At 69.8% G+C, this 11,444-nt stretch carries 12 protein-coding genes; 3 read left to right on the top strand and 9 right to left on the bottom strand.

The genetic code is table 11. From position 1 onward, the window contains the following. Positions 1-76: 76 nt before the first annotated feature. From H7J06_RS07185 to H7J06_RS07155, 7 genes are all read right to left on the bottom strand, one after another. Positions 77-1,234 (bottom strand): zinc-binding dehydrogenase, encoded by a 1,158-nt coding sequence (locus H7J06_RS07185; RefSeq protein WP_264037999.1) that lies wholly within the window; start codon positions 1,232-1,234, stop codon positions 77-79. Further along, on the bottom strand, positions 1,231-2,409 hold the full coding sequence (locus tag H7J06_RS07180; RefSeq protein ID WP_264037998.1) for a lactate 2-monooxygenase: 1,179 nt from the start codon (positions 2,407-2,409) through the stop codon (positions 1,231-1,233). Before H7J06_RS07180 ends, H7J06_RS07185 begins: the two co-directional genes overlap by 4 nt. A 22-nt stretch (positions 2,410-2,431) precedes the next feature. Further along, on the bottom strand, positions 2,432-3,280 hold the full coding sequence (locus H7J06_RS07175; RefSeq protein WP_264037996.1) for a siderophore-interacting protein: 849 nt from the start codon (positions 3,278-3,280) through the stop codon (positions 2,432-2,434). A 66-nt stretch (positions 3,281-3,346) separates the two neighbouring features. Continuing rightward, complete coding sequence (locus H7J06_RS07170; RefSeq protein ID WP_264037995.1) at positions 3,347-4,387, bottom strand: cellulase family glycosylhydrolase; 1,041 nt, start codon at positions 4,385-4,387, stop codon at positions 3,347-3,349. A gap of 9 nt (positions 4,388-4,396) precedes the next feature. Beyond that, positions 4,397-5,521 (bottom strand): DNA-processing protein DprA, encoded by a 1,125-nt coding sequence (gene dprA / locus H7J06_RS07165; RefSeq protein WP_264037994.1) that lies wholly within the window; start codon positions 5,519-5,521, stop codon positions 4,397-4,399. Then, positions 5,518-7,029: a YifB family Mg chelatase-like AAA ATPase gene (locus H7J06_RS07160; protein ID WP_264037993.1), complete on the bottom strand. Its 1,512-nt coding sequence runs from the start codon at positions 7,027-7,029 to the stop codon at positions 5,518-5,520. Before H7J06_RS07160 ends, dprA begins: the two co-directional genes overlap by 4 nt. Then, entirely contained in the window at positions 7,029-7,400 is a 372-nt protein-coding gene (locus H7J06_RS07155; RefSeq protein ID WP_264037991.1) for a YraN family protein, read from the bottom strand. Before H7J06_RS07155 ends, H7J06_RS07160 begins: the two co-directional genes overlap by 1 nt. A 111-nt stretch (positions 7,401-7,511) precedes the next feature. Here H7J06_RS07155 and H7J06_RS07150 point away from each other — a divergent pair, with 111 nt between their 5' ends. Further along, positions 7,512-8,126 (top strand): hypothetical protein, encoded by a 615-nt coding sequence (locus tag H7J06_RS07150; RefSeq protein WP_264037990.1) that lies wholly within the window; start codon positions 7,512-7,514, stop codon positions 8,124-8,126. Here the strand turns inward: H7J06_RS07150 and H7J06_RS07145 are convergent. Continuing rightward, entirely contained in the window at positions 8,123-9,166 is a 1,044-nt protein-coding gene (locus H7J06_RS07145; RefSeq protein WP_264037989.1) for an aldo/keto reductase, read from the bottom strand. The genes H7J06_RS07150 and H7J06_RS07145 overlap by 4 nt on opposite strands. Before the next feature lie 88 nt (positions 9,167-9,254). Between H7J06_RS07145 and H7J06_RS07140 the strand changes: the two genes are divergently transcribed. Then, positions 9,255-9,845, top strand: a complete 591-nt coding sequence (locus H7J06_RS07140) for a TetR/AcrR family transcriptional regulator (protein WP_264037988.1) — start codon at positions 9,255-9,257, stop codon at positions 9,843-9,845. Between the two features lies 1 nt (position 9,846). Here H7J06_RS07140 and H7J06_RS07135 read toward each other — a convergent pair whose 3' ends face one another. Then, on the bottom strand, positions 9,847-10,239 hold the full coding sequence (locus tag H7J06_RS07135) for a heme-binding protein (RefSeq protein ID WP_264037987.1): 393 nt from the start codon (positions 10,237-10,239) through the stop codon (positions 9,847-9,849). 175 nt (positions 10,240-10,414) lie between these two features. On the opposite strand from H7J06_RS07135, the gene H7J06_RS07130 reads away from it, so the two are divergent. Next, on the top strand, positions 10,415-11,434 hold the full coding sequence (locus H7J06_RS07130) for an iron ABC transporter substrate-binding protein (RefSeq protein WP_264037986.1): 1,020 nt from the start codon (positions 10,415-10,417) through the stop codon (positions 11,432-11,434). Positions 11,435-11,444: the final 10 nt, after the last annotated feature.

The raw sequence follows: 11,444 nt of genomic DNA, 5'->3' as shown, positions 1-11,444 counted from the left end.
TACCGTGGCAGACGGGTCCCAGCGTCACCCCGTCGTGCGGGCCGTGTCGCCACTTCGAGACCACACGGTGACCCGGCTAGGGCGCCACAGCGGCGCTCGCCGGGTCGATCATGATCTTGGCGTGCGTCTCCGGATCGCCGAGGGCGTCGAACGCCGCCTCCACACCGTCGAGCCCCACGGTGCCGGTGAGCAGGGGCGAGCCGTCGACCTTGCCGTCGGCCAGCATGTGCAGGGTGTCGCGGAATTCCAGTGGGGTGTAACCGAATACGAAGCGCAGGTCGACTTCCTTGCTGATTGCCATCGCGGGACGCAGTTTATCCTCGCCCATGCAGACGCCGACGACCACGACGCGAGAATTCAGCGGGGCCGCGCCCACGATGCCGTCGATCATGCCGGGGACGCCGACGCATTCGAAGATCACCGGCCGCTTGGGCCCTGCCGCACCGAGTGCGTCGGCGGCCCGGTAGACGTGAGACCACCCCGGAAGCTTGCGCAGCTTCTCCATCGAACCCATGCCCAGTTCGTAGAGGGCCGGGGCCCTGGTGATCATGCCCTTGGTCCCCGCGCGCTCGTACGGCGAGTCGACCGCCGGGTCGACCACGACGTCGGCACCGCACTTCGACGCGAGAGCCCTTCTGCCGGAGGAAAAGTCGCTCGCGACGACGGTCTTGACCCCGGAGGCCTTGAGGTGGCTGATCACCGCCAGCCCCACCGGGCCACAGCCGATCACGATCGCGACGTCACCCTTGGCGATCTCGCTGCGCCGCACCGCGTGCAGGGCCACCGCCATCGGTTCGGTCAACGCGGCGAGGTCGGCCGACAACCCGTTCGGTACGACGAAGCTCATCGCCGCCTCGGCGAGCACCCGCTCGGCGTAGCCGCCGGGTGCCAACGGCGACAGCCCGGTCAGGTGCACCCCGCCGGCGGCGCGCAGCAGGGGGAACGAGACCACCAGCGTCCCCACCTTGAACTCCTTGCCGACCCCGCGACCCCGTTCGGCGACCTCCCCGGAGAACTCGTGGCCCATCACCACGGGGGTGTCGGCCCGCATGAAGTCCTCGTAGCCGACCGTCGTCATGACGTCTTCGAGCTCGCCGGCGTGGTGGCGGGCGTGCAGATCGGAACCGCAGATGCCGCAACGCTTGACCTCGAGGACGAGCTGCCCCTTCTGCGGCTGCGGCTCGGCGGCGTCGACGACCTCGAGGGTGCCGCCGAGGCAACGCACGGCCCTCATCGGGACACCTCCGCCGAGTCGACGCGGCGCAGCGCGTCGGGCACCAGGTCCTTGAGCGAGGCGTAGCCGTCTACGGCCATGACGAGGTCCGCCTCGGCGAGAAGGGACCGCAACACGTGGACCGCACCGTCGACGCCGCCCAGCGCCATGCCGTAGGCGTAGGGCCGTCCGACGCCGACCGCGGTGGCGCCCAGCGCCAACGCCTTCACGACGTCGGCGCCGCTGCGAATACCGGAGTCGAACAGGACCGGCACACCGTTGGCGGCCTCGACGACCCCCGGCAGGCAGTCGAGGGACGGCAGTCCCCCGTTGGCCTGTCGCCCGCCGTGGTTGCTGCAGTAGATGCCGTCGACGCCGCCGTCGATCGCCCGGCGCGCGTCGTCCGGATGCTGAATGCCCTTGACCAGAAGCGGCAGCGTGGTCAGCGATCTCAGCCACGGAAGGTCGTTCCAGGACAACGAGTTACCGAAGACCGAGATCCACTTCAGGATCGCCGCCTGCGGGTTCTCCTCGGGTGTCTGCGCAAGTGAGGCGCGGAAGACCGGGTCGCTGGTGTAATTCGACAGGCAGTGCCCCCGCAGCTGCGGGAAGTTCGACGTCGAGAGGTCGCGCGGACGCCAGCCCGGAACCCAGGTGTCCAACGTGACGACGATGCCCTTGTAGCCGGCCGCCTCGGCGCGGGAGACCAGGCTGGCCGCCAGGTCGCGGTCGGTTGGGGTGTAGAGCTGAAAGAAGCCCGGGGTGTCGCCGAACTCGGCCGCGACGTCCTCCAGCGGGTCGGTCGTCAACGTCGAGGTCATCAGCGGGACGCCGGTGCGGGCGGCCACCTTGGCCGCGGCCACGTCACCGTGCCCGTCCTGCGCGCACAGGCCGATGACCCCGACGGGTGCCATGAACAACGGTGACGGCAGCGTCAGCCCGAAGAGGTCGACGGAGAGGTCGCGTTCCTTGGCGCCCACGAACATTCGCGGCACCAGGCCCCAGCGTTCGAAGGCCGTGACGTTGACCCGCTGCGTCCGCTCGTCGCCCGCGCCGCCGGCGACGTAGGACCACAGGGACGGGGACATGGCGGCCTGGGCCTTGGCCTCCAGTTCGGCGAATGCCATCGGATACGACGGCAGAACTCCGGAGAGGCCTTGAAGGTAGATCTCGAGCTGATAGTCACCGAATGCCATGACCCAAGCCTGCCAGCCCCGGTCAGCCGGCGGACGCAGACTCCGCTTTCGCCAGCTCGGCCTTCCACTGCCGGAAGGTCTCCTCGGTGCGTCCGCGCCGCCAGTACCCCGATATCGACGCCCACTTCGCGTCGACGCCGTGTTCCTTGCGGACGTAGCTCCGGAGGTTGTGCATGACGGCCTGGGCCTCGCCGTGAATGAAGACCTGGACCTGGCCCGGCTGCCACAGGGCTTCCTTCACGGCCTCGATCAGGGGCGCGTTGTCACCGGCCCGGTCCTCGGGGACCAGGTCGGCGCGGCCGCCGCGGTAGATCCAGCGGATCTGGATGCCGTCGGGGGCGACCAGTTCGATCTCGTCGTCCGGTCCGGCGACCTCGATGAAGGCCAGTCCGACGGCGTCGGATGGCATCGCCTCCAGGGCGGCGCTGATGGCGGGCAGGCCGGCTTCGTCACCGGCCAGCAGGTGCCAGTCGGCGGCGGGGTCGGGGGCATAGGCGCCGCTGGGGCCCATCAGGTAGGCGGGGTCGCCAGGCGTGACCGACGCCGCCCAGGGGCCCGCCACCCCGTGCTCGCCGTGCACGACGAAGTCGATGCTGATCTCGCCGCGTTCGCGGTCGACCTTGCGCACGGTGTAGGTGCGCACGACCGGCTGGTGCGCCTCCGGCAGCTCGCTGAAGCTGTCGAGCGTCAACGGCGTCGGCAGCGTCGACACGTCGGTCCCCGACCGCGGCAGCACGATCTTGACGTAGGCGTCGGTGAAGTCGTTGGGCGTGAACGTGGTGAAACCCCCGCCCAGGACCACCCGGATCATGTGCGGCGTCAGGTGTTCGCTGCGCACCACTTCGAACGTGTGGATCGGACGGGCTGCCACAGTCACCTCTTCGTACTCGTCGGTTGGCGTCTTCGACTATACGAGCGAGGGAGGTCCCGTGGCCGGCTACCGTGCGAGCACGCTGGCGGTGTACTTGGGCTGAAAGTCGGTCGTCAGCAGGGCGCCGAAGTTGTCCTCGCGATTGCCGCGGTTGGCGGTGTCGACGTCGCGAATGCTGTAGACGAAGGCCGGTCCGGCCCACCCCGCGGCGGCGAGTCCGGCGAGTACGTCGAGGATCTGCTTGGCCTGCTCCTGCTGGCTGACGCCCTCGGCGGTGGGATCGGAGGTGGGCGCCCCAAACTCGGTCATCCAGACCTTCTTGTCGCCGTCGCCGTTGAGCGTCATCACGTCGTGGGCACGCGCGAGATCGGACCAGGCGTTGTCGGGATCGGCGGCCAGGCCGGTCGGAAAGACGTAGGGGTGCATGGCAACTGCGTCGAAGTAGCCCTTGGCGCCGTTGAGGTACATGTCGTTGAGGAAGTTCGCCGGACCGTCGACGCCGACCGCGGGGCTGAGCCCGGCCGACATCACGGTGCTGTTGGGCTGCACCGCCTTGATCGCCGGGTAGGCGGCCTTCAACAGGCCGACGTACACGGCGGCCCGGCCCTCGGCGAATCCCAGGAACCGTGGCAGGTTCGGCTCGTTCCAGATCTCCCAGTCGGTGACGCGGTCGCGGTAGCGCTTGACGACGGCCGCCGCGAATGTCGCGTAGTCGGACGCGTCGATCGGCGGGGCGTAGAGCGCGGTGCCGGGAGCCTTGGCCCAGTCGGGCGTGTTGGTGATCAGACCGAGCACGCGCATGCCGCGGGCACGGGCCCCGTCGATCCAGCGGTCGACGTAGCCCCAGTCGAATTCGCCCTTGACCTTCTCGATGGCGTGCCAGTCGACGTGCACCCGGATCCACCGCGCGTTGGTCAGGGCGGCCGCGTCGAGTTCGCGGTCGGCGTCCTCGGCGCTCATCCAGATCTGCGACGCGCCGACGCTGAACCCGTATCCGTCGGCGGGGACCACCGGCTCGGCCTCGGCGATGCGGCAGCCGGCCAGAGTCAGCGTGGCGACCAGGAGGAGCGCGACCGTGCCACGGCCCCATGCTCCGACGCCGTGCATGGAGCCAACTTACCGGAGCGCGATGCGCCACTTGCCCTCCTGACGACGCACCAGACCGGCGAGCTCCAACGTCGCCAGCGGGCCGAGCAACTCGGTGGGCGGCACACCCGCGGCCACCGCGAGCTCGTCGACGGTCCGGGCTCCCCGTGCGGGCAGGGCGTCGTAGGCGCGCAGTTCGACGGCGGTGAGGCCGTCCAGCGGCGAGGCCGGGTGATCGGGTTCGGGGGCGAGCTCGCCGGCCGCGCCGACGACTTCGACGACCTCCTCGACCCGCGTCACCAGGAGGGCTCCGTTTCTGATGAGCACGTGGCAGCCGGCGGAGGCCGACGACGTCACCGGGCCCGGATACGCGCAGACCGGCCGGCCGAGAGCCTCGGCCCAGGAGGCGGTGTTGGCGGCGCCACTGCGCAACCCGGCCTCGATCACCACGGTCGCACCCGAGAGCGCGGCGACCAGTCGGTTGCGGGTGAGGAACCGATACCGCGCCGGACGCACGCCGGGCGGATACTCGCTCACCAGCAGCCCCTGCTCGCCGACCCGGCGCAGCATCGCCGTGTGAGCCGACGGATAGGGCACGTCGATCCCGCCGGCGAGCACCGCCACGGTGAGCCCCTCGGCGCCGAGCGTGGCCCGGTGCGCGACGCCGTCGATGCCGAAGGCGCCGCCCGAGACGACCGCCACGTCGCGTTCGGCGAGACCGGCAGCCAGGTCCGCGGTCTGGTGTTCACCGTAGGACGTGGCCGCCCGCGTCCCGACGATCGAGCACGACCGCTCGGCGACGTCGGCCAACGAGTCCTCGCCGATCACCCAGAGCACCAGCGGCGCGACGCCGGCCGGCCGGTCGCACACGGGCGAGCCGTCGAACGACCGGAACGCCAGCAGCGGCCAGTCGGGGTCGTCGGGCGTGACGAGCCGGCCACCCAGCCGAGCCAGCGTCTCCACGTCCGTTGCCGCACAGTCGACCTCGCGGCGCGCCTCGGTGAGCCGCTTCAGCTTCCCGTCCTCCAGTCGACCACTCTTGATCCGTGTCGCGGCCTCGACGGGTCCGACGTCTGCCACGAACGCGGCCAACTCGCGGGACGGTGGTTCGACGACGCGCGAAAGGTAAGCCCAGGCCCGGTCTTCGGCGGTCATCGGGCACCTCCGGCCTGCCGGAAGCTCAAGGCGGTGTTCACGTCCTCCAGCACGGGCATCGTGCGGCCGCCCAGGTCGGCGAGCGTCCATGCGACGCGCAAGGTTCTGTCGACGCCACGGACGCTGAGCTCACCCCTGTCCAGTGCGGATCGCAGCGGCGCCATCACCGTCCGGTCGAGACGGAACCGGCGGCGCAGCAGCGGTCCGCCCACCTCGGCATTGGTGCGCACCCCGTGGGGCGCCCACCTCGCCGCCGCTGCGTCACGGGCCTTGGCCACCCGATCGCGCACCGCGGCCGTGGACTCCCCCTCCTCGGAGCCGATCGACCCGGAGGGAACCGGATGGAGCTCGACCCGCAGATCCACGCGGTCCATCAGCGGACCGGACAACTTGCCGAGATACCGCCGCTTGACGACCGCGGGGCAGACGCAGTCACTGGACTTCGCCGGGGCGCACGGACAGGGGTTGGCCGCCATCACCAGTTGGAAGCGGGCCGGATACTGGGCCACTCCGTCTCGGCGGGCCAGCCGAATCTCACCGTCCTCCAACGGAGTTCGTAGTGCCTCGAGAACGCTGGAGCCGATCTCGGCGCACTCGTCGAGGAAGAGCACCCCTCGGTGCGCACGACTCACCGCCCCGGGCCGCGCGAGGCCCGAGCCGCCGCCCACCATGGCGGCGACGGAGGACGTGTGGTGCGGTGCGACCAGTACCGGCCGAGTGATCAGCGGCGTGCGCCCCGACAGCAGACCGGCCACCGAGTGGATGGCGGTCACCTCGAGGGACTCCTCGTGGGTGAGCGGCGGCAGCAGGCCCGGAAGGCGTTGCGCCAGCATGGTCTTGCCCACTCCCGGCGGACCGGTCAGCAGCAGGTGATGCGCACCGGCGGCGGCCACCTCGACGGCAAACCTGGCGTGTGTCTGGCCGACGACGTCGGCGAGATCGGCGACCGGTTCGTCCTCGGCCGCCACCTCGGCCACGCGATCGTCGAGCGCGCACGTGCCCGCCACCCACGCCTGCACCTGCCGCAGCGTCCTGGCTCCCCACACCTCGATGCCGTCGACCAGACTGGCCTCGGCCAGGTTGTCGATGGGCACCACGACCGACGGCCAACCCTCGCGCTTGGCAGCCAGCACCGCGGGCAGTACGCCCTTGACCGGTCTGACGCGTCCGTCGAGGGCCAGCTCGCCGAGGAACACGGTCTTGTCCAGCAGCGCCCAGGACTTCTTCTTCTCGGCCGAGATCACGGCCAGTGCCAACGCGATGTCGTACACCGAACCCATCTTGGGCAGGGTGGCCGGTGACAGGGCTAGCGTAAGCCGGGTCTGCGGCCAGTCGTTGCCGCAGTTGGTGATTGCCGCGCGCACCCGGTCGCGGGCCTCCTGCAACGCCGCATCGGGCAGGCCGACCAGATGCACTCCCGGCAGCCCGGAGGTGATGAAGGCCTCGATCTCCACGATGGTGCCGTCCACCCCACGGACCGCGACCGAATGCGCTCGTCCCAGCGTCATCACCCCACCGCCTCGAGGTGAGTGATCTCCGGCGTCGGCGCCCGTCCGATCCGCACGCCCACCACGTCGATGCGCACCCGCGACCACCTGCGGTCCTGGGCGGCCAACCACAGGCCCGCCAACCGGCGCAGCCGACGGACCTTCTGCGGCGTCACCGCCTGCTCGACGCCACCGAAGCGGTCGCTGGTGCGCGTCTTCACCTCCACGAACACCAAGGCGTCCGCGGCGGCGTCGACGGCGATCACGTCCAACTCGCCATATCGGCATCGCCAGTTACGGGTGATGACCTGCAGCCCGTGCGACGTCAGATAGTCGACTGCAAGCTGCTCACCGAGAGCGCCGATCTGGGCGCGAGTCCACGTTTCCGTCATGCCCACACCGTGCGGGGCCGCACCGACGCCGGACCGCAGGCGTCAGGGGTTCATCCACAGACGCCGTTTCATCCACAGGGGTGCCAGAACCGTCGTGCCATGATGTGGGCCATGGCAAGCCGACCTCACCACCGGGCGCTCTTGTCCGCATTGCCCCTCGTCGTGGCCGCGTCGACGATGGTGGCCTGCGAGTCCGGGACCGTGGTGAACACCGACGAGCCACGACCCACCACGCAGACCAGCACCACGCCGCCACCCCCGCTGGCGAACCGCCCGACCAACGACGCCCTGGTCAACGCCTTCGACTACGCCGCACCCCAGGCCGACGGGCAGACCGCCTACTACTTCACCAGCCCGAGCAAGCGGTGGGTCTGCGCCATCGTGCCGCGGGACACGGCGGGCTGCCAGTCCGCGACCGGGTCGACGATTCCGATCACGGGGGCACCGGACACGGTGCCGGGGCCCGACGGGACCGACGCCGCACCGAACGCCATTCAGGTGGGTCGGCTCGGCGACCCACGCTTCGCCACGCTCGACGCCCCCGGGTACTCACTGGTTCCCGGCCCGGCGGCAATCCTGCCGTTCGGCAAGGTGCTGATCGTGTCCGGCTTCCGCTGCAACGTGCAGGAGGCCACCGGAATCTCCTGCGCCAGTGAGGTGTCCGGCAACGGATTCACCTTCAGCGCAGACGGATTCACGCTCCAGTACACGGATCTGCCCGCCTAGGCCCGCGCGAACATCGGCGGGTTGAGCCGGGCGAACCCGGCCTGCCGGTGGTAGGGAAAGTACGGGTAGGGCGCTTCCCGGGCGCTCACCGCGTCGAGACGCGCGACCTGCTCGTCGCTCAGCACCCATCCCACGGCACCGAGGTTCTCGGCCAGTTGGGCGCCGTCCCGCGCGCCGACGATCACCGACGACACCGTCGGCCGCCGCAGTAGCCAGTTCAGGGCCACCTGGGGAACCGACCGCCCGGTCTCCGCGGCGATCGCGTCGAGTTCGTCGACGACGTCGAACAGCAGGGCCTCGTCCACGGGCGGCCCCGCGTCTGCCGTCACGTGCAACCTGCTGCGTTCGGGCACGGCCGCACCGCGCCGGATGCGACCGGTCAGCCGTCCCCAGCCCAGCGGACTCCACACCAGGGCACCCACACCCTGGTCGACCCCCAGGGGCATCAGGTCCAACTCGTAGTCCCGTCCGATCAGCGAGTAGTACACCTGATGCGCGACATATCGCGACCGGTGCGCGGCGTCCGCGGCCGACAGGGACTTCATCAGCTGCCACCCCGAGAAGTTGGACACCCCGACGTATCTGATCTTGCCCTGGCCGACGAGGACGTCCAGCGTGTCGAGGACTTCCTCGACCGGAGCGTGGGCGTCGAATGCGTGCAGTTGGAAGAGGTCGACGTGGTCGGTGCCCAGGCGGCGCAGGGCGTTCTCCACCGCCTCGACGAGCCGTGATCGCGAGGTCCCTGCCTGATGCGGTCCGGCACCGAGCGGCAATCCGGCCTTCGTCGAGATCAGCACCTGATCGCGCCTGCCCTTCAACGCGGCCCCGAGCACCTCCTCCGAGGCGCCGTCGGAGTAGACGTCGGCCGTGTCGAAGAGCGTGATCCCGGCGTCCAGACACGCGTCGACCATGCGACGCGCTTCGTCGACGTCGACCGATCCCCACGCTCCGAAGAAGTCTCCTCGGCCGCCGAACGTCGCTGCACCAAAACTCAATTCGGAGACGACGAGTCCCGAACTGCCCACCTGTCGATATTCCACGTCAACTCCCTAACGAGACGATGTTCCCGTTAGCGAGATTAGCATCGATCCGTCCTTAACGACACTGCAGTCCCGTTATGATGGGTGCATGACTGCCGCGACCAGACCCGGCGGCCGCACCGCCGCCGTCCGGGACGGGGTCCTGCGCGCCGCCGCCGACCTGCTCGTCGAATCTGGTCTCGAAGGAATCGAATTGGCCACGGTCGCCCAGCGGGCCGGGGTCGGCAAGTCGACCGTCTACCGGCGGTGGGGAACGGTTGCCGCACTCGTGGCCGATCTGCTGGTCGACATGGCGGACACCTCGTCGCGCCGCCCGGCCACCGGCGCGCTGTCGTCCGACCTGTTGGCCGCCGCGAAACTGATCCGCCGCACGTTGACCGACCCGCGCCAGGGCCCGCTCTTCAAGGCGATCATCGCCACGGCCACCTACGATCCCACCACCGCGCAGGCGCTGGCAGCCTTCTACCGCAAGCGCGTCGACGAGGTGTCCCACGTCGTCACCGAAGCGGTCGAGCGCGGCGAGGCCCCCGATGGGGTCGACGCACGCGAGGTGATCCGCCACCTGTCGGCGCCGCTGTATTACCGATTCCTGACCGACACCGCTCCGATCTCGACCGCCGACGTTCGACGCACGGTGGCGCTGACCATGGCCGGAGTGCAGGCCGGCGTCTTCGGGTGACCTACTCGGCCAGCGCCTCGAACAACGAGGCCAGCTGGCTCGGCGACAGGTCGACACCGCACTGAGCCTTGACGTCCTTGAGCGGCTGGACGATCCGCTGCAGGTCGAGGAACTCACCGGGATGGGCCATGAAATACCCGCGCACGGACGACCGCGCCACCTCCGGCGGCTGGCTGGCGGCGGCGGTCAACACGTCGTCGGCCGGCGGATGTGCATCCAGGTAGGCACCCGCCGAACTCAACACCCCGCTGGCCGTCTCGGCGAATCCGCTGGCCTTGCACGGCACCGCAGCGGCGACGGGCAGAATGCCGGCACCTGCGACGACGGCCCCGGCCGCGCACGCTCCGACGATGCCGACGGCGCCACGGCGCAGGGTGGTGGCGAACAGATTCATGACGGTGCTTCCCCAACTGTCGAGCGGGCCCTGCGGATCTCAGTCAACGTACAGAAGCGACGACCCGCCCGTCCCGGCAACGGAACTTCTCCCCGATACGTCCAGGTATGTTGCTTAGGTAACCCTCACCTACGATCACTGCCGGGCCACGACCTGGACGGAAGGGATGTACTCGATGCGACCACCCTGGAGACGAGTCGGCGCCCTCATCGCTGCCGTCGTCCTCGTCACGAGCGCGACGGCGTGCTCGTCGACGTCCGACGAATCCGACGGGCTGCTGGTCTACAACGCTCAGCACGAGTCGTTGACCAAGGAGTGGATCGACGCGTTCACCAAGGCCACCGGCATCAAGGTGACCTACCGCCAGGGCGGCGACACCGAACTGGGCAACCAGTTGATCGCCGAGGGCGCCTCGTCGCCCGCCGACGTCATCCTGACCGAGAACTCACCCGCGATGGCCGCCGTCGAAAAGGCCGGTCTGTTCGCCGACGTCGACCCCGCAACCGTCGCGCAGGTGCCCGCGCAGTACCGGCCCGCCACCAACAAGTGGACCGGCGTCGCCGCGCGCACCACCGTCTTCGCCTACAACCCGTCCAAGCTCACCGAGGCTCAACTGCCCCGCTCGATCATGGATCTCGAGAAGCCGGAGTGGAAGGGCCGCTGGGGTGCACCGCCGGTCAAGCCCGACTTCCAGGCCATCGTGGCGGCCATGCTCGACCTCACCGGGGAGCCCGCCACGTCGGCGTGGCTGGCCGGGATGAAGTCGGGCGCGGAGATCTTCCAGGACAACATCGCCACGCTGCGCGCGATCAACGCCGGTGAGGTCGACGGCGGCATCATCTACCACTACTACTGGTTCCGCGATCAAGCGAAGACCAAGGAGATCAGCGGCAACACCGCGCTGCACTACTTCCGCAACCAAGACCCCGGCGCCTTCGTCTCCATTTCCGGTGGCGGCGTGCTGAATTCGAGCAAGAAGAAGGACGACGCGCAGAAGTTCCTGGCCTTCGTGACGAGCAAGGCCGGCCAGGAGGTGCTCGAGAAGGGCACCTCGTTCGAATACCCGGTCGCCAGCGACGTGCCCGCCAACCCGGCGCTGGTGCCCCTGGCCGACCTGCAGGCACCGGCGGTCAACCCGTCGGACCTCGACGCCAAGAAGGTCACCGACCTGATGACGTCGGCCGGCCTGCTCTAGGTGGCGCGGT

Origin of the sequence: Mycolicibacterium hodleri (genome assembly GCF_025822245.1) — a bacterium.
GTDB lineage: Bacteria > Actinomycetota > Actinomycetes > Mycobacteriales > Mycobacteriaceae > Mycobacterium > Mycobacterium hodleri.
Note: the sequence above shows the minus strand (reverse complement) of the source record. Positions and strands in the feature narration are given on the sequence as shown.

Bases quoted from the DNA above. Each gene is read 5' to 3' on its own strand.
- H7J06_RS07150 (WP_264037990.1), top strand. From the start codon at position 7,512: ATGGCAAGCCGACCTCACCACCGGGCGCTCTTGTCCGCATTGCCCCTC.
- H7J06_RS07130 (WP_264037986.1), top strand. From the start codon at position 10,415: ATGCGACCACCCTGGAGACGAGTCGGCGCCCTCATCGCTGCCGTCGTC.
- H7J06_RS07160 (WP_264037993.1), bottom strand. From the start codon at position 7,029: ATGACGCTGGGACGAGCGCATTCGGTCGCGGTCCGTGGGGTGGACGGC.
- H7J06_RS07135 (WP_264037987.1), bottom strand. From the start codon at position 10,239: ATGAATCTGTTCGCCACCACCCTGCGCCGTGGCGCCGTCGGCATCGTC.
- H7J06_RS07140 (WP_264037988.1), top strand. From the start codon at position 9,255: ATGACTGCCGCGACCAGACCCGGCGGCCGCACCGCCGCCGTCCGGGAC.
- dprA (WP_264037994.1), bottom strand. From the start codon at position 5,521: ATGACCGCCGAAGACCGGGCCTGGGCTTACCTTTCGCGCGTCGTCGAA.
- H7J06_RS07180 (WP_264037998.1), bottom strand. From the start codon at position 2,409: ATGGCATTCGGTGACTATCAGCTCGAGATCTACCTTCAAGGCCTCTCC.
- H7J06_RS07170 (WP_264037995.1), bottom strand. From the start codon at position 4,387: ATGCACGGCGTCGGAGCATGGGGCCGTGGCACGGTCGCGCTCCTCCTG.
- H7J06_RS07155 (WP_264037991.1), bottom strand. From the start codon at position 7,400: ATGACGGAAACGTGGACTCGCGCCCAGATCGGCGCTCTCGGTGAGCAG.
- H7J06_RS07185 (WP_264037999.1), bottom strand. From the start codon at position 1,234: ATGAGGGCCGTGCGTTGCCTCGGCGGCACCCTCGAGGTCGTCGACGCC.